Raw genomic sequence first — 16,559 nt, 5'->3', positions numbered from 1 at the left:
GGACGCACTCCGCGGGGTTCCTCCGAAGGATGCAAGGACCTGGACGCGAGGACCACGGACTGGAGGCGCGGTGCCAGCTGGCACCGCGCCTCCAGTCCTTCACTCGGTCAGTCCCAGATCGAGACCCAGTCGATGTCGACGTGTCCGCTCGCGGACGTCGGAACCTCGCCGCCGATGGCGGTCTCCGCTTGCAGCGTGACCCGCATGGGATCCGTCGGGACCGCACTGTGCGTCGTCGAGACGAGTGCACCGTCCCAGTAGAACCGGACCGCGCCGTGATCCCACTCGGTGGTCGCCACGTGGTACCCGCTGCTCTGGGTGGATGCCGAGTGCTGCTGGATCGAGCTGTCGAACGTCATCATGCCGTTGCTCATGGTGCCCGGGATCGCGGACGCCGGCCGGACCGTGCTGCCGAGGTCGCCCTCGGGCCAGTCGATCTCGCCCTCGTTCCAGTCGTTGCTGCTCGGCCAGAGCATCCCGACGAACTTGTAGCCGTCCGTGTTCGTGGTCTTGTACCGGATCGAGACGCGGCCGGTCGTGTGCGGCTGGTAGCCGTCCGGCAGCACCGTGGCCACGAGCGGCTGACCATCCTCCGAGTGCAGCCAGAAGTCGAGGTTTCCGTTCGACACGCTGAGCACCTTGTCCGGCGCGTAGTACCCGCGTCCGCTGGTGTCGCTGTAGCCGGAGTAGGCCCCGAGCTGCGGGTAGGTGCTGAGGACGCTGCCGAGGGCCGCGTTGGTCGTGAAGTCCTCCGCGTACGCCTGCTTCCACGTCCGGCCGTTCGAGGTGACGTCGCCGCTGGGTACCGACGTCGACGCGGTCGAGGTGCCGGCCGCGGCGGCGGGGACCGGCGTGGCGGTGGCGGTGGCGGCCGGCGACGGTCGCGCGGTGATCCGTGCCGAGGCGGCCGACGGTCGCGCCGCCGGTGATGCGGGCGGCGGAGTGGTCGTCGGCGCGGCCGGGGCGGTGCTCGTGGCGGAGGGCTCGCTCGTCGGCGCCTCGGTCGCGGTCCGTCCCGTCGCCGCTGCGCGGGTGGCGGCGTCGGTCTCGTTCGCGTGCTGCGAGAGCCCGAGCACGAGGGCTCCGCCCGCGACGATCGCCATGCCGGCGACGACTCGTCGCGTCCTGATCCGTCCGTTCTGCTCGTGGGCGCCCCTGCGACGCCCCTTCCCCCTGTCGTCCCTGTGCCCCCCGTGGTGTTCCCTGTCGTTGTCCCTGGTCAACACGTGGCCCGTTCCTCCTGAGGTTGGTGGTGCGACGCGGAACCGTAACCCGTCCGGTCCGCAGTCCGTCGGTGGATCGTCCAGGCTCGGGGTGAGGGTGGCTCGTGGATCCCGCCCGATCGGCCCCCGAACGGGGGACGCGTCACTGAGTGGATGTTCAGGATTTCGGTCGCATCTAGGCTGAGGCGGTGTTCGAACTCCACCACCTCGCCGCGCAGGAACTCTGGGACTGGATCCGACGCGGTGAGGCGACCGCGCTCGAGGTGACCGACCACTACCTGGCGAGGATCGCCCGGCTCGATCCCGGTCTCGGCGCCTTCGTGACGGTGACCGCGGACGCCGCACGCGACCGAGCCGAGCACCTCGGCCACCGGGTGCCGACGTCGAGGCCGCTGTGGGGCCTCCCGTCCGCCGACAAGGACCTGTACGACCGCGCCGGCGTCGCCACGCGGAACGGATCCACGAGCCTGCCCGACCGCCCCGCGGCAGCTGACCACCCGCTCGTCGCGGCGCTCGACGCCGCCGGTGCGGTGAGCCTCGGCAAGACGGCGTCGCCCGAGTTCGGGATGTCCTCGTCGTCGGAGACCCGGTTCGGCGTGACCCGGAACCCGTACGACACGAGCCGCGCGCCCGGGGGATCGTCGAGCGGTGCGGCGGTCGCGGTCGCGGCCGGACTCCTCCCGGCCGCGGTGGGGTCGGACGGTGGGGGCTCCGTGCGGATCCCGGCGGCGGCGACCGGGTTGGTGGGGCTGAAGCCGAGCCGTGGTCGTGTGCCGTCGATGCCCGGGCGCTCGGGCGTCGGCGGGCTGTCGGTGGCGGGGCCGATCACGCGGAACGTCGCGGACGCGGGCATGCTGCTCGACGCGCTCGTGGCGCCGACCGGGCTCCCGGAGCCGCACCCGTACGCGCTGGTCACGCCCGACGTCGGCGAGGGGCCGTTCACCGCCGCGGCCGTCCGCGGCGAGGGGCGCTTCGTCGTCGGGCTGCTCGAGGGCTCCCCGTGGGACGACACCGTCGACGTGGTGGTCGACCCCGCGGCGCGTGCCGCCGTCGAGACCGCCGTCCGGGTGCTCGGCGAGGTCGGGCACGGCGTCGAGGACGTCCGGATGCCCCGGGCGCCGTACGCCGACGCGTTCCGGGTGGCGTGGGAGTCGAGCGCTGCCCGGCTGCCGATGGTCCCCGGGATCGACCTGTCCGGGTTGACGCCCCTGGTGTCGTGGCTCGTCGACCGCGGCCGCGCGCTGACCGGCACGCAGGTGCTCGACGCGATGACGGCGCTCGACACCTTCTCGGCGGCGCTCATCGGTGCGTTCGACCGGTTCGACGCCGTCCTCACGCCGACCCTCGCGCTCACGCCGCGGCCGCTCGGCTGGTACGGGTCCGACCCGGAGGAGGACTTCCGCCGTCAGTGCGCCTACTCGCCGTGGACGTCGATGGCGAACGTGGCCGGGCTGCCGGCGATCACGCTGCCCGTCGGTGTGACGGACGAGGAGCACCCGGACGGCGCTGGACTGCCGATGGGCGTGCAGCTCATCGGGCGTCCCGGTGGCGAACGGGTGCTCCTGGCGATCGGCGCGCAGCTCGAGCGGCGGCTCCGCTGGCAGCGGCGGCACCCGGCGGCCTGGACCGCCTGACCGGGCGCCGCCGGGGCGCGGGACTCAGCCCTGCTTCTCCATCGCCTCGGTGTACTCCTTGCGCATCTTGTCGCCTGCGGTAGCGGTCCACGTCTTCACCCCGGCCTTGACGGCGGCGAGGTTCGTCCGACCGAGCACGTAGTCGTTGCAGACGCTGTTGAACGCCTGGTTCGCCGACTGCGTGGACGTGGCCGAGGGGGAGTAGAAGCCGTCGACCGGGTTCTTCACGAGCATGTCCTGCGTGGCGACCTGCCACGCGTGCGACTGGCGGAGCTGCTCGTCGATCCGGACCGCGGTGTTGAGCACCTGCGGACCCGCCGCGAGCCGGTACAGCGAGCTGGCGTTGATCATCTGCTCGCCGGTCTTCGTGAGCACCGCATCCGGTCCGCTGCCGGTGTGGTGCACGTTCTTCTTGCCGTGGGTGAGCGTGAAGGCCTCGCGCGAGCCGAACGGTGCCGACAGGTAGTCGAGCAGCCGGAGCTGGGAGCGGATCCTCGCCGGGGTGGTCTTCTTCAGTGCGGCGAACGAGAAGCTCGACGTGCCCTGGTAGTTCGCGCCCTTCCCGCCGTCGGCACCGAACGGCACGATGCCGCCGGTCACGATCCCCTTCGGCATGGTGACGTCGAGCAGCGCCGAGATGCCGTCGAGGTGCATGAGCACGGTGCCGTTGTTGATGTACGTCTTCGCCTTGGCGCTCTCGAGGCTCGGGGTGTCCGGGTGGTAGATCCCGAGGTTCCAGAGCTTCTTGATGTACGAGAGCATCTCGAGCCAGGCACCGGTCTCGTTCTTGTGCGTGAGCGTCCCGCCCGAGGACTGCTTCCACTGGTTCGGGACGCCGAAGGTCGCGCCGATGAAGTCGTACGACCAGTCGACGCCGCTCGACCCACCGCCGCCGGCGATCGCGTACCGGCCGGCCTTGGTGTCCGTGACCGCCCTGCAGAGCTCGGTGAACTCGTCCTTGTCCTTCGGCGCGGGTGCTGCGCCGGTGAGCTGTTCGATGAGGTCGGGGCGGCAGACCATGACCGAGCCGAACGGCGGACGGTGCTCCGGGACGCCGTAGATCTTCCCGTTGATGCGGGCACTCCGCCACGACGCGGTGGGGATGTTCGCGAGGTTCGGGTAGTCCTTCACGGCGTCGCCGGACAGGTACTCCGACAGGTCCGAGAACTTCGCGTCGAGCAGCTGCGGGAACCGTGGTGGCATCGCGAAGGTCAGGAACTCGACGATGTCCGGGATGTCGTTGCCCGCCGTCATCGTGGCGAACTTCGTGTCGAACGAGTCGCCGGGGACGAACGTCAGGTCGTACTCGGTGTTCGTCAGACCACCGATGTAGTCGAGGAACGAGTTGTCGGCGGGCGGTGGTGCCGTGTACGTGACGACGAACCCGGACGTCTTCGACCCGTCGGCCACCTTCCCGGTCACCGAGGTGAAGAGTTCGCTGTCCTGGGGGTACGAGTAGTACACGGGCTGCACGACGTCGTTGCCGGGCAGGTCCGGCTTCGGACCCTTCGTGATCGGCACGTACGTCGGCAGCGCGGCGACCGTGTCGGAGATGGTCGCGGCGGTGCCGCCGGAGGAGCAGCCGGCGAGGCCGCCCGCCGCGCTGAACGCGACGAGGCCGAAGGCGGCGCCGGAGAGGAGGGTCCGGCGGCTGAGGCCGGCGGTGGTCGTGTCGGTCATGGCTTCTCCCTTGAAGCGTTCGGGTGGAGGGTGGTTCGGCGGGGCCGCGTCAGCCCTTGACGGCGCCGGTCAGGACGCCCTTGGTGAGGTGGCGCTGGACGAGCGGGTAGGCGGCGAGGATCGGGATGATCGCGATCATCACCACCGCCATCTGGATCGACTCCGCCGGCGGCTGCATGGTCGCGTCCGACCCGGCGCCGGACACCAGGCTCGATCCCTGCAGCACGTACGTCCGGAGCACCAGCTGGAGCGTCCACTTCGTCGAGTCCGACAGGTAGAGCAGGGCGTTGAAGAACGCGTTCCAGTACCCGACCGCGTAGAACAGCCCGACGACGGCGATCACCGCGCGCGACAGCGGCAGCACCATCTGCCAGAGGATGCGGAACTCGCCGGCGCCGTCGATCTTCGCGCTGTCGATGAGCTCCTGCGGGATGCTCATCATGAAGCCGCGGACGACGACCATGTTGAACACGCTGAACGCGCTCGGCAGGATCAGCGCCCAGTAGTTGTCGAGGAGCCCGAGCTGCTTGACCATCAGGTAGAGCGGGATCATCCCCGGCGCGAACAGGAACGTGATGAGGACGAACGTCAGCAGCGGCCGCTGGAAGAGCGATCCCTGCCGGCTGAGCGCCCAGGCGGCGAGGACGGTCGACGCGAGGCTGATCGCCGTGCCGACGATCGTCACCAGGAGCGTGACCACCACGGCGCGGGTGACGACCCCGCCGGACAGGATCTGCACGTAGGCGGAGAGGTCGAAGGACCGCGGCCAGACGACGTAGCCGCCGGCGGCCGTGACGTCGGCCTGGCTCGACACGCTCGTCGAGAAGACGATGAGGAACGGGAACAGCACCACCGCGAGGATCATGACGATCGCGACGGCCTTCAGCGCGAGGACGACGGGCTTGGGCTTCCCGGCCCAGACCGGACGGACGATGGTGCTCATGATCGCGAATACACTCCCTGCTCACCGAGCATGTGGGCGGCCTTGTTCGCCGCCATGATGAGGACGAACCCGACGAGGCCCTTGATCAGGCCGACGGCGATGCCCGTGGACCAGTTGCCGTCGACGACGCCGTGGTAGTAGACGTAGGTGTCGAGCACTTCGGCGGCATCGGCCCCCACGGCGTTCCGTTGCAGGATGATCTGCTCGAAGCCGACGGACAGCGCCTCGCCGAGCCGCAGGATGAGCAGCAGCACGATGATCGGCCGGATGCCGGGCAGCGTCACGTGCCAGAACCGGCTCCACGCACCCGAGCCGTCGATCGCGGCGGCCTCGTACAGGTTGTCGTCGATCGCCGCGAGGGCCGCGAGGAAGATGATCGTCCCCCAGCCGGCGTCCTTCCAGATCACCTGGCTCGTCAGCAGCAGCTTGAACGTCGACGGGTCGCTCATCACGCTGACCGTGCCGGCGTCGAGTTGCCGGAGCGCGTGGTTCACGACACCGCCCGAGCCGAGCGACTGCTGAAAGAACCCGACGACGATGACCCAGGACAGGAAGTGCGGCAGGTAGAGGACCGACTGCACGGTCGCCCGCAGCCACGGCCACACCAGCGAGTGGATGAGCAGCGCGAGGGCGATCGGCACCGGGAAGAACAGCACCAGCTGGATGAACGTGATCTCCAGCGTGTTGAGCGTCGCGCGCCAGAAGTCCGGGTCCGCGAAGAGCACCTGGAAGTTCGACAACCCGACCCACGGGCTCTGGGCGATCGGGATGTACGGCTGGTAGTCCATGAACGCGATCACGTTCCCGAGCATCGGGACGTACACGAACAGCAGGAGCAGGACCACCGCCGGCGCGACCATGATCAGCAGCGGGTAGTCCCGTCGCAACCTCGCGGTGAACGGGACCTTGCGGGCCACCGTGACGCCGTCGGACCGTGGGGTCCGCGTCTCGGTGGCCGGGTCGACCATCGTCGCGCTCATGTGGCTCCTTTGCTCACGTGGCTGGGGTCCGCGGCCGGACCTCCGGTGGCGGTTTCGTCATCCTGGGACGTCCGTATGATGACGGTCAAGCGGGCGTATTCACCCGCACACGAAACGAACATGGGAGCGACGATGCACCCGACCAGACGGCAGGAACGGATCCTGGCCGAACTCCGTGTCCACGGCAGCCTGTCCGCCTCGGACTTCGCAGCGCGCGAAGGGATCTCGGCGATGACGGTGCGCCGCGACCTGTCCGAACTCGCCGACCGCGGACTCGTGCGACGTGTGCACGGCGGCGCGGTGTCGGTCGAGACACTGCCCACCGCCGGCGCACCGCACCGTCCGGCACCGCGACCCGAGCCGACCAGGCGGACCGCGACCGAACCCGGCGCGCTGTTCACCCTCGGGCTCGTCGTCCCCGACCCGGGCTACTACTTCCCGAAGATCGTCGCGGGCGTCGCCGAGCGCACCGAGGCCCTCGGCGGACGGGTCGTCCTCGGGGTGTCCCGCTACGACCCGGACCGCGAACGACAGCAGGTCGAACGGCTCATCGCCGCCGGGGTCGACGGGCTCCTCGTGACGACCACCGTCGCGGACGCCGTCGACACCCTCGAGCTCCTCGACCGGGCACCGATGCCCGTGGTCGTCGTCGAGCGCTCCCTCACCGAAGCACCCGTCGGCACGCAGCTCGAGTCCGTCCGGAGCGACCACGAGGCCGGGGCCGGGATCGCCCTCCGCCACCTCGCCTCGCTCGGGCACCGGAAGATCGGCATGGCCGTGTTCGAGACCCCGACGACCCCGCAGCTCCGTACCGGCTACGAGCGCAGCGTCCGCCAGCTCGGCCTCGGCACCGACGCACCCGTCGAGGTGATCGACGAGACGCACGCGGTCGGCGAGGCCACACGGGCGTTCGTCCGACGCTGCATCGGCACAGGCACCACCGCGGTGTTCGTGCACTCGGACCACTACGCCGTGGAGTTCGTCGAGACCGTCACCGAGATGGGCCTGACGATCCCGGGCGACCTCTCCGTGGTGGCCTACGACGACGAGGTCGCCGCGCTCGCCGGGGTCCCGCTCACCGCGGTGGCGCCACCGAAGAACGACGTCGGCCGGTTCGCGGCGACGATGTGCTTCGAGCGGATCTCGGCCACGGCGCAGACCGGGTTCGCCCGACGGCACATGACCCTGACGCCGACGCTGAGCGTGCGCGGGTCCTCGGTCGCGCCGGTGTTCGCTTCGTGATCGTTTGCGCGGTCGTTCTTGACATCGAACACCGCGCGGCGCTGGCATGGTGATCGCCGACCGCCTACGAGGAGCCGCCGACGATGACGTCACACCCCCGCACGCACCGCGCCGCACCGCGGGTGTCCGAACCCGTGCCCCCGCCCGGAACAGGCCGCGTACCGGTCGCGTTCGTGATGCCGGAGACGACCTTCGCGCGGGTGTTCGACCACGGGGACCTCGCCGCACTCCACGCCTCCGAGGCGATCCGGCTCGTCGCCGACCGCCCGCTCGACCCGGACGACCCGCGTGACGCCGTGCTCCTCACCGAGGTCGAGGTCCTCGTGACCGGGTGGGGGAGTCCGGAGCTCGACGCGGGCCGCCTCGACCGGATGCCGCGGCTGCGCGCCGTGGCGCACTCCGCCGGGTCGGTGAAACCCGTGGTGGACGACGACGTCTGGTCCCGGGGCATCGCGGTGACCTCGAGCGCCGCTGCGAACGCCGTGCCGGTCGCCGAGTTCACGGTCGCGATGATCGTCCTCGCCGCCAAGCGCGCGTTCGCGACCGCTGCCGCCCTCGGGTCCGCCACCGGGCCCGTCGACGTCGAGGGGTCCTGGCCGGTCGTCGGTATGCACGGCATCACCGTCGGCGTGGTCGGTGCCTCCCGCGTCGGCCGTGCGGTGATCGAGCGGCTCCGGGCACACGACGTCCGAGTGCTCGTCAGCGACCCGTACCTCGACGACGACGAGGCCACGCTGCTCGGTGTCACCGTGGTCGACCTCGACACGCTCGCCGTCACGAGCGACATCGTCACGCTGCACGCGCCATTGCTGCCGTCCACCCGGGGCATGATCGACCGGCATGTCATCGGTCTGCTCCGGCCGGGGACCACCGTCGTGAACACCGCCCGTGGCGCGATCCTCGACCAGGACGCCCTCGCCGACCGACTCGACCGCGGTGACCTCGCCGCCGTGCTCGACGTCACCGAACCCGAGCTCCTGCCGCCGGACGCGCGCCTCCGCTCGACGCCGAACACCTTCATCACGCCCCACATCGCGGGCTCACTCGGCAACGAGCTCCGCCGGCTCGCCGAGAACGCGGTGCGCGAGACCATCGCCTTCGCCGCGACCGGCGCCTTCACCGACCCCATCGTCCCCGACGGCTTCGCCGTCCAGGCCTGACCGCTGGAACCCCCATGACCGTCACCGTCGACGCCCAGACCCTCACCGACCGCTTCACCGCGACCGCCCGCCGGGCGCTCCGACCGAGGACGTGGCGACCCGCGCCTCCCGTCACCGACCGCGCCGCGTGGGCCGACGTGGCGACGGCGGACCAGGAGGCGCTGCTCGCGCTGGCGAGGGACCGTCGCGACGCCGCCGCGGTCGCCTTCCCGACCCTCTCGCTCTGGGCGCGCTACAGCCGGGATGGCGACCGGCAGCCGTACGAGCGCGCGCAGCGGAACCTGCTCGAGTCGGCCGCTTCGGCCGCGCTCGCGCTCGCGGTGACCGACGAGGACGAGTGGGCGACGGTCCTCGCCGACCAGGTCTGGCGGATCTGCGAACTGCGCGCGTGGTGCCTGCCGTCGCACTACGCGCTGCCGGAGAGCGGCGAGCGGCCGTTCCTGCCGGTGCCGGGCCGGGACGTGCTCGACCTGTCGGACGCGTACGTCGGCGGCATGCTGGCGGCGATCGACGCGATCGCCGGTGAGCGGCTCGAACGCGACGCGCCGGGCATCCGCGCCCACGTGCACCACGAGGTCCGCCGCCGCGTCCTGGACCCGTGGGAACGCGAGGAGTACTTCTGGCACGGGGTCGACGGGCCGCCCAACAACTGGGCGCCGTGGATCGTGTCGAACGTCCTCGTCTGTGCTGCCGTGGTGGAGCCCGACGCCGAGCGACTCGGAGCGACGATCGACCGCGCGCTCGTCATCCTCGACCGGTTCCGGGCCGGGTACGACGCCGACGGTAGCTGCGACGAGGGCGCGACCTACTGGTGGTGGGCCGGTGCGACGCTGTTCGAGGCCCTCGACCTCGTCGAGCAGCTCACCGACGGGGCCTTCGACGGCTTCGTGGTGGAACCGGTGGCCGCCACGGCACGGTTCCCGATGGGCATGCAGATCGACGCCCACCGCCAGGTCAACCACTCCGACGGGTCGCCGGTGCTGCCCGAGAACGCGAACTGGCACCTGTTGGCCCGGTTCGGTGCACGCGTCGGGGACGACGAGGTCGTGCAGCACGCCCGGTGGATGGGGCGCCGGCACGCGTTGCGGTTCGACGGGCAGCTCGCAGCGCTCTTCCGCCGCACCCTCGCCGAGCTCCGGGCACCGGGGTGGCAGGACGCCGGACCCGCAGCGCCGGGCATGCCCACGTCGCTGTACCTGCCCGGCACCGAGGTGGCCGTTGCCCGCTCCGACGCCTTCTTCCTGTCGGCGAAGGGCGGCCACAACGCCGTCAGCCACAACCACAACGACGCGGGGTCCGTCATCGTCTCGCTCGACGGCGAACCCGTCGTCGTGGACGCCGGTGTCGGGGTGTACCGCCGTGAGACGTTCATGCCCGAGCACCGGTACGGCATCTGGACCATGCGGTCGAGCTGGCACAGCGTGCCGTGGCCGAACGGGGTCGAGCAGCACGAGGGGGAGTCGTTCCGGGCCACGGGTACCGAGTTCGCCGACGACGGCGACCGAGTGACCCTGTCCACGGACCTGACCGCGGCGTACCCCGCGTCGTCCGGGCTGGTGCGAGCGGTGCGGATCGCCTCGCTCGACCGGGCCGCCGAGGTCGTCGAGCTGCAGGACGAGTGGGCGTTCGCGGAACCGGGTGTCATGACGCTCGTGCTGTTGACGCTCCACGAACCGGTGGTGACCCCCGGCGGTCTGGACGTCGGGCCGGCACACGTGGCGGTCGACGGCGCGCGCTTCGAGGTGCGCACGGAGCGACGCGAGCTCGACGACGAGAAGCTGCGGGCGGCCTGGGGCGCGGCGCTGCACCGGGTCCTGCTCGTCGAACGCGAGCCCGCCCGCGCGGGGTCGCACACCGTCTGCATCACCCGGGCCACCGCGTGAGTGCGGTGCTGCTCGGCGGGGTCGGACGGTGGACGGACCCCTGGCACCCCTTCGACGAGACGACCGCGGCGCTGACGGTGATCGCGGCCCAGATGGGGATCGAGCTGTCATCGTCGTCGGACGTCGACCGGACGCTCGAGTCCTTCGGGGTCGGCCCGCTGCCGTCGCTCGTGGTCGTGGACCTCGGCCTGCCGCGGGACGGCCTGCCGGTGCCGTTGCCCGCAGCGGACCCGGGGTTCCGTCGGCTGCTCGCGAGCCGCGTGCCGATGCTCGTCGTGCACGTGTCGTCGACGTCCTTCGCCGGAGACGACGACTGGGAACGGGCCCTCGGTGGCGTGTGGGTGCGCGGCACGACGATGCACCCGCCGTCCGGACCGTGCACCGTGCACGTGGTCGACGACCAGCACCCGGTCACGGCGGGCATCGGCGACTTCTCGCTCGACGACGAGCGGTACTCCCACCAGCGCGTCTCGGGGGCGGTCCGGGTCCTGGTCGACCACGAGCACGACGGTGTCCGACACCCGCTGGTCTGGGTGCACGAGCGTCCGGGCGGCGGCGTCACGGTCTACGACGGCCTCGGTCACGCCGGGGCGTCGTTCGCCTCGCCGGATCACCGCCGGCTGGTCGCACAGGCGCTGGGATTCCTGACCGAGTCCGGCTCGTGACCGTTCCGGTTCGCGATCGCGGGGGATCGCGAACCGGAACGGTCACGACGGCTCAGGAGACCGTGACGTCCCCGACGACGAGCCAGCCGTTCGTCGTCGTCCCCTGCGCCGCGAGCGCGATCGCCGGGGTGTCCGACCGGGTCGTGTCCACGATCGCGACGCCCCAGCGGTAGGAGCCGCGGGCGACGCCGGCGACCGACGGCGTGTACGAGTACGCGGTGGGCGTGCCCCGCAGCCAGTCCGAGGGCTCGGACGCCGCGTCCACGACGACCCGGACGGGCGTTCCGTCCGCCCCGAGCAGCGCGAGCGCGGCCTTGTACTTGTGCTTCCAGACCGGGAGGTTCGTCGGCAGGAAGCCCCACCCGAGGTTCGTCCACTCGTGGGTGATCGCAGCGGTACCGCCGGCACGGAGCGCGTCCGGGGCGACGACCTTCGACGGGTAGAGCCGGTACCCGCCCTCGGCGTCGAAACGCTGCGTGAGCGGGGCGGTCTCGGCGGCGAACCACGAGAGTGTCTCGCCGTTCCGGAAGTCCATCATGTTGACGTGGGCCTCGACGGAGTCGTCGAACTCGCCCTGCCGCACGTCGGCGACCGTCTCGTAGCCGCGGGGGTCCTGCGTGACGTCGTGCTGGGCGGTGACCCACCCGCCCTCCATGATGATCGGGCGCCGGTACCGCCACTTCGCGGCCATCGACCTCTCCCAGTCGGAGTAGTAGGTGGTCATCCCGAAGGCGTCGTGGCGGAGGACGTACCCCTTCTCGTACGCGCCGTCGAGCATCCGTTCGCTCTCGGGGTCCGGCGCACCCCAGTCCTTCCCGCCGCCGATCATCCGGTGGTAGTTCAGCGCCAGCGGCACCGTGGTGAAGTGCCGCTGGTACAGGTCGATGATCCAGTCGAACACGGGCTCGCGGTTCGCGGCGTCCCGGTAGAGCATCGAGTGTCCCTCGCCCCACTTGCCGAGGCCGTACCCGTCGATGAAGTCCGTCGTCTCCGGGTCGTCGTACTGCGCGGCGAAGGCGGCGACGAACGCCGCGTACTTCGCCTGGAACACCGGGTCGTCCGGGTAGGGCGACCAGACCGTCTTGCTGCCGGTCTGCGTCTCGTACCCGGAGGCACCCGCGGCCCGCACCCAGTCGGGCGTGAAGTTCGACGCCTTGTCGCGGCTGTCGACCACCACGCGGAACGCCAGCCGGAGTCCCCGACGGCGGGCCTCGGCGAGGATGCCCGCGAAGGCAGCGTTCGTGTCCCATCCGTAGACGCCCTCTGACGGTTCGAGGATCGTCCACGACACCCGCATGTACTGCACCGAGGCGTGGTCGGACACGGTGATCGTGGTGCCGTCGGGCAGCGGGACGTCGTCGTACTGCGTCCAGTAGTCCGCCGCCGGGGTGGACGAGCCGTACAGCGCCCAGCCGTTGAGCGGGTTCTTCAGCAGCGTCGTCGTGTCGGCCGCGAACTCCTTCGTGACCGTGGCGGCGAGGTGTGGTCGGCCGTGCCCTGGTCCGAGGACCCCGCTCGCGGCCGATGCGGTGGCGACGATGCCGAGACCGAGTGCCGTCCGTCTGGTGATGTCGTTCGACGTGCTCATGCGTTCTCCCCTTCGAGAAGCGATCGATGCACGTCGATGCTCCCGAGGGTCCCGCACAGTGGGCAAGGAATCCCGCCCAGTCGAACAGGAGTCGCACATCGCCGGCGCTACGGCAGCGTCGGCGCAGCCTCCACCAGGGTCCGGGTCACCGGGTGCTCGGGCGCATCGAGCAGGGACACCGACCCGTGCTCGACGATCCGCCCCGCGGACATCACCGCCACCGTGTCGCACAGCCGCTGCACCACGCCGATGTCGTGCGACACCAGCACCAGCGTCAGCCCGAGGTCGTCCGCGAGCGACCGGAACAGCTCGATCACGCGGGCCCGGACCACCACGTCGAGGGCGCTCATCGGCTCGTCCCCGAACAGGATCCGCGGCGAGTGCACGACGGCCCGAGCGATCGCGATGCGCTGCCGTTGGCCGCCGGAGAACTCGTGCGGGTACCGGTCGACGACGTCGGCGGGGAGGTCGACGCGCGCGAGGACGTCCCGGACGAGCGCGTCGTGCGAACCGTCGATCCGGAGCGCCCGCAGCGGTTCCGCGACGATCGCGCCCACGCGCATCCGCGGGTCGAGCGAGGCGTACGGGTCCTGGAAGACCACCCCGGTCTCGCGACGGAACCAGCGCATCGCGGCCGCGGACCCGGACGCCACCACCGGACGACCGGAGGCGGTCACGGTGCCTGCGGAAGGCGCCTCCAGGCCGGCGAGCAGCCGCACCAGCGTCGACTTGCCCGATCCGGACTCGCCGACGATCCCCAGGCGTGCGCCGGACGCGACCGTCAGGTCGACGCCGTCCACCGCGGTCCGGACGGGCCCGCGTTCGAACGGGCCGCGGCGGGGGAGTCGGTAGGTGCGGTGCAGGTCGCGGGCGTGCAGGACGTCGGTCATGCGGAGCCTCCGGTCCGAGGGGCACGCCGGGCGGTGGCGCGGGCGGCGTCGACGAGGGCGGCCGTCGCGGGGTGCTGCGGTGCCGCGAGGAGTCCTGCGACCGACCCGTGTTCGACGACCCGGCCGGCGTCGAGCACGACGGCCGTGTCCGCGATCCGGGCGAGCACCGCGAGGTCGTGCGTGACGAAGACCATGCCCGCGGTGAGGCCCTCGAACAGCTCGAGGATCCGGGCCTCGGTCGTGACGTCGAGCGCCGTGGTGGGTTCGTCCGCCACGAGGTAGGACGGCTGACCGGCCATCGCCATCGCGATGCAGATCCGCTGCCGCTGCCCACCCGAGAGCTGGTGCGGGTACTGCCGCAGCATCGACTCGGGATCCGGCAGCCCCACGCTGACGGCGAGGTCGAGCGCGGCGGCGGCTGCGGCACGCCGGTCGAGTCCGCGGTGCAGCCGCAGCGGTTCGGCGATCTGCGCGCCGACCCGGCGGAGCGGGTCGAGCGCGGTGCCGGGTTCCTGGAAGACCATCCCGATGCCGGCGCCGCGGTGGCGGGCGCGCTCGCGGTCGGGCAGGCCGACGAGCTCGGTGCCGTCCAACAGGACGCTGCCGGTGACGGTCGCGCCGGTCGGCTCGAGTCCCATCAGGGCGAGCGAGGTCATCGACTTGCCGGACCCGGACGCGCCGATCACGCCGACGCGGCGGCCAGGAGGCACGGTGAACGTCACGTCGTCGAGGATCGTCCGACGGTCGATGCGGACCGTCAACCCCCGCACCTCGAGCCCGGAGGCTGCGGTGCCCGGAGTGGTCGCGTCGCTCATGCGGTCACCCCCGTGTTCGTCGTGGCCGGGTCGTCCGGCGTGCGGGGCGCGGGTCCGCCACCGGCCGCGCGGTCGTTCGTGGTCAGGCGGGGGTCCGTCGCGTCGCGGACGGCGTCGCCGAGCAGCGACAGCGCCGCGACGACCAGGGCGATGGCCGCACCGGGCCAGGTGGCGCTCCACGGGTGCACGCCGATGTACGTCTGCAGGTCGGCGAGCATGCTGCCCCACGAGGCCGTGTTCGAGCCGGCGCCGTACCCGAGGTACGAGAGCCCGGCCTCGGCGAGGACCGCGGTGGCCATCGCGAGCGAGAGCTGCACGGTGAACAGCGGCGCCGCGTTCGGCACGAGGTGGCGGAACAGCACCCCGGCACCGCCCACGCCCGACGCCCGTGCGGCGGTGACGTAGTCGCTGCGGGCGATGCGGCGGATCTCCCCGCGGGCCACCCGGGCGATCGTGACGCCGAAGGACAGGCCGACGCTGACGATCACGACGCCGAGCGACCCGCCGGCGATCGCGGTGAGCAGCATCGCGGTGAGGAGGGTCGGGAACGCCACGAGGATGTCGAGCAGGACGGCCGTGCCCTCGCGGACCCAGCGCGCGGTGAGCGAGCCGATCGCGGTGAGGACCATGCCGACGACGCTCGCGATGACGCCGGAGCCCACCGCGACGAGCACGGTCGTGCGGGTGCCGGCGAGCAGGTAGCTCGCGATGTCCCGGCCGGAGGCGTCGGTGCCGAACCAGTGCGCGGGGCTCGGCGGCTCCCACTGGTGGAAGGGGTCGGCGCGGAAGGGGTCCTGCGGCGTCCACACGAGCGACACCACGGCGAGGACGACGAGCAGGCCGAGGACGACCACGGCGAAGACCCCGGTCGGCCGGGCGAGGAGCCGGCGGATCACTCGGACACCTCGCGCTGTCGGGGGTCCAGCGTGCGGTGCAAGACGTCGACGGCGAAGCCCACGAGCAGCACGAGCCCGGTGAGCACGAGCAGCTCGGACTGCACCTTCGTGATGTCGCGGCGCCCGACGTCGGTGACGAGCATGCGTCCGACGCCGGGGAGCGAGAAGAGCTGTTCGACGACGACGGCCCCGACCAGGAGCCCGGCGATCTGCACGCCCAGCACGGCCAGCACGGTCAGCGCCACCGACGGGAGCCCGTGCTTGACGAGCGCCTGCGTCCGGGTGAGCCCGATCGCCGCCGCCGTGCGGACGTGGTCGGCGTCGAGCACCCCGAGGGTCGCCGAGCGGGTGAAGCGCAGGATCACCGCACCCTCGACGGCGCCGATCGTCAGCGCGGGGAGCACGAGCGCTGCGAACGCCCGACCGGGTTCGTCCCACCCGTCGAGCGGGAAGCCCTGCGTCGGCAGCCAGTGCAGCGTGACGGCGAACAGTGCCACGAGGAGCATGCCCGCCCACACGATCGGGATCGCCGCGACCGCCTGCGCCACGAAGGCGATGACGGCCCCGCCCGGGCGACGCCGCAGCACCGCCGCGAGCACGCCGAGCGGCACCCCGATGACGAGCGCGGCGACGAGCGACATGGCCGCGAGCGGCAGCGTGACGCTGAGCTTCTGGGCGATCTCGGGTGCGACCCGTCCGTCGGTGACGAGGGACCGCCCGAGGTCGCCGCGGAACAGCCCGCCGATCCAGTCGAGGTACTGCACGACGACCGGTCGGTCGAGCCCGAGCTGCTGGCGCAGTTCGGCCACCTGCGCCGGCGACGCCTGGGTGCCCGCGACGATCTGCGCCACGTCGCCGGGCAGCACCCGGAGCGTCGCGAAGATGATCACGCTGGCCACGAGCAGGCCGACGACGAGCAGGAGCACCCGCCCGATGAGGAACCGGGTCACGACACCGATG

General features: G+C 71.7%; 14 protein-coding genes. 5 read left to right on the top strand and 9 right to left on the bottom strand.

All coding sequences use genetic code 11. From position 1 onward, the window contains the following. Positions 1-107 precede the first annotated feature (107 nt). On the bottom strand, positions 108-1,103 hold the full coding sequence (locus ACEN8D_RS04165; RefSeq protein WP_495601165.1) for a glycoside hydrolase family 16 protein: 996 nt from the start codon (positions 1,101-1,103) through the stop codon (positions 108-110). Between the two features lie 308 nt (positions 1,104-1,411). Here ACEN8D_RS04165 and ACEN8D_RS04160 point away from each other — a divergent pair, with 308 nt between their 5' ends. Next, the gene (locus ACEN8D_RS04160; protein WP_413461588.1) at positions 1,412-2,857 is read left to right on the top strand and encodes an amidase; all 1,446 of its coding nucleotides are present in this window, start codon (positions 1,412-1,414) and stop codon (positions 2,855-2,857) included. A gap of 24 nt (positions 2,858-2,881) precedes the next feature. Here the strand turns inward: ACEN8D_RS04160 and ACEN8D_RS04155 are convergent, their stop codons facing one another. The 3 genes from ACEN8D_RS04155 to ACEN8D_RS04145 are packed head-to-tail and all read right to left on the bottom strand — an operon-like array spanning position 2,882 to position 6,460. Beyond that, a complete protein-coding gene (locus ACEN8D_RS04155; RefSeq protein WP_413399217.1) occupies positions 2,882-4,537 on the bottom strand; it encodes an extracellular solute-binding protein in 1,656 nt (551 codons plus the stop codon). 49 nt (positions 4,538-4,586) lie between these two features. Next, positions 4,587-5,480, bottom strand: coding sequence for a carbohydrate ABC transporter permease (locus ACEN8D_RS04150; RefSeq protein ID WP_413399218.1), 894 nt, complete (start codon positions 5,478-5,480; stop codon positions 4,587-4,589). Beyond that, positions 5,477-6,460, bottom strand: a complete 984-nt coding sequence (locus tag ACEN8D_RS04145) for an ABC transporter permease (RefSeq protein ID WP_413399219.1) — start codon at positions 6,458-6,460, stop codon at positions 5,477-5,479. The genes ACEN8D_RS04150 and ACEN8D_RS04145 overlap by 4 nt, the downstream gene beginning before the upstream one ends. A gap of 120 nt (positions 6,461-6,580) precedes the next feature. Between ACEN8D_RS04145 and ACEN8D_RS04140 the strand changes: the two genes are divergently transcribed. The 4 genes from ACEN8D_RS04140 (at position 6,581) to ACEN8D_RS04125 (ending at position 11,410) form a co-directional block, all read left to right on the top strand. Continuing rightward, a complete protein-coding gene (locus tag ACEN8D_RS04140; protein ID WP_413399220.1) occupies positions 6,581-7,702 on the top strand; it encodes a substrate-binding domain-containing protein in 1,122 nt (373 codons plus the stop codon). A gap of 83 nt (positions 7,703-7,785) precedes the next feature. Further along, the gene (locus ACEN8D_RS04135; protein WP_413461587.1) at positions 7,786-8,862 is read left to right on the top strand and encodes a hydroxyacid dehydrogenase; all 1,077 of its coding nucleotides are present in this window, start codon (positions 7,786-7,788) and stop codon (positions 8,860-8,862) included. A 14-nt stretch (positions 8,863-8,876) separates the two neighbouring features. Further along, the gene (locus ACEN8D_RS04130; RefSeq protein WP_413461586.1) at positions 8,877-10,745 is read left to right on the top strand and encodes a heparinase II/III domain-containing protein; all 1,869 of its coding nucleotides are present in this window, start codon (positions 8,877-8,879) and stop codon (positions 10,743-10,745) included. Then, complete coding sequence (locus ACEN8D_RS04125) at positions 10,742-11,410, top strand: ThuA domain-containing protein (RefSeq protein ID WP_495601164.1); 669 nt, start codon at positions 10,742-10,744, stop codon at positions 11,408-11,410. The genes ACEN8D_RS04130 and ACEN8D_RS04125 overlap by 4 nt, the downstream gene beginning before the upstream one ends. Before the next feature lie 52 nt (positions 11,411-11,462). On the opposite strand, the gene ACEN8D_RS04120 is transcribed toward ACEN8D_RS04125, so the two are convergent. The 5 genes from ACEN8D_RS04120 to ACEN8D_RS04100 form a co-directional block, all read right to left on the bottom strand. Further along, on the bottom strand, positions 11,463-12,998 hold the full coding sequence (locus ACEN8D_RS04120; RefSeq protein WP_413399594.1) for a DUF4832 domain-containing protein: 1,536 nt from the start codon (positions 12,996-12,998) through the stop codon (positions 11,463-11,465). Positions 12,999-13,105: 107 nt separating this feature from the next. After that, on the bottom strand, positions 13,106-13,888 hold the full coding sequence (locus ACEN8D_RS04115; protein WP_413399595.1) for an ABC transporter ATP-binding protein: 783 nt from the start codon (positions 13,886-13,888) through the stop codon (positions 13,106-13,108). After that, complete coding sequence (locus tag ACEN8D_RS04110) at positions 13,885-14,703, bottom strand: ABC transporter ATP-binding protein (protein ID WP_413399596.1); 819 nt, start codon at positions 14,701-14,703, stop codon at positions 13,885-13,887. The genes ACEN8D_RS04115 and ACEN8D_RS04110 overlap by 4 nt, the downstream gene beginning before the upstream one ends. Then, positions 14,700-15,599, bottom strand: coding sequence for an ABC transporter permease (locus tag ACEN8D_RS04105; RefSeq protein WP_229085666.1), 900 nt, complete (start codon positions 15,597-15,599; stop codon positions 14,700-14,702). The genes ACEN8D_RS04110 and ACEN8D_RS04105 overlap by 4 nt, the downstream gene beginning before the upstream one ends. Beyond that, positions 15,596-16,549, bottom strand: coding sequence for an ABC transporter permease (locus tag ACEN8D_RS04100; RefSeq protein WP_495601163.1), 954 nt, complete (start codon positions 16,547-16,549; stop codon positions 15,596-15,598). The genes ACEN8D_RS04105 and ACEN8D_RS04100 overlap by 4 nt, the downstream gene beginning before the upstream one ends. Between the last annotated feature and the right edge of the window lie 10 nt (positions 16,550-16,559).

Source organism: Curtobacterium sp. Curtsp22, assembly GCF_059492135.1.
Note: the sequence above shows the minus strand (reverse complement) of the source record. Positions and strands in the feature narration are given on the sequence as shown.

Bases quoted from the DNA above. Each gene is read 5' to 3' on its own strand.
- ACEN8D_RS04165 (WP_495601165.1), bottom strand. From the start codon at position 1,103: ATGGCGATCGTCGCGGGCGGAGCCCTCGTGCTCGGGCTCTCGCAGCAC.
- ACEN8D_RS04155 (WP_413399217.1), bottom strand. From the start codon at position 4,537: ATGACCGACACGACCACCGCCGGCCTCAGCCGCCGGACCCTCCTCTCC.
- ACEN8D_RS04150 (WP_413399218.1), bottom strand. From the start codon at position 5,480: ATGAGCACCATCGTCCGTCCGGTCTGGGCCGGGAAGCCCAAGCCCGTC.
- ACEN8D_RS04145 (WP_413399219.1), bottom strand. From the start codon at position 6,460: ATGAGCGCGACGATGGTCGACCCGGCCACCGAGACGCGGACCCCACGG.
- ACEN8D_RS04140 (WP_413399220.1), top strand. From the start codon at position 6,581: ATGGGAGCGACGATGCACCCGACCAGACGGCAGGAACGGATCCTGGCC.
- ACEN8D_RS04135 (WP_413461587.1), top strand. From the start codon at position 7,786: ATGACGTCACACCCCCGCACGCACCGCGCCGCACCGCGGGTGTCCGAA.
- ACEN8D_RS04130 (WP_413461586.1), top strand. From the start codon at position 8,877: ATGACCGTCACCGTCGACGCCCAGACCCTCACCGACCGCTTCACCGCG.
- ACEN8D_RS04120 (WP_413399594.1), bottom strand. From the start codon at position 12,998: ATGAGCACGTCGAACGACATCACCAGACGGACGGCACTCGGTCTCGGC.
- ACEN8D_RS04115 (WP_413399595.1), bottom strand. From the start codon at position 13,888: ATGACCGACGTCCTGCACGCCCGCGACCTGCACCGCACCTACCGACTC.
- ACEN8D_RS04110 (WP_413399596.1), bottom strand. From the start codon at position 14,703: ATGAGCGACGCGACCACTCCGGGCACCGCAGCCTCCGGGCTCGAGGTG.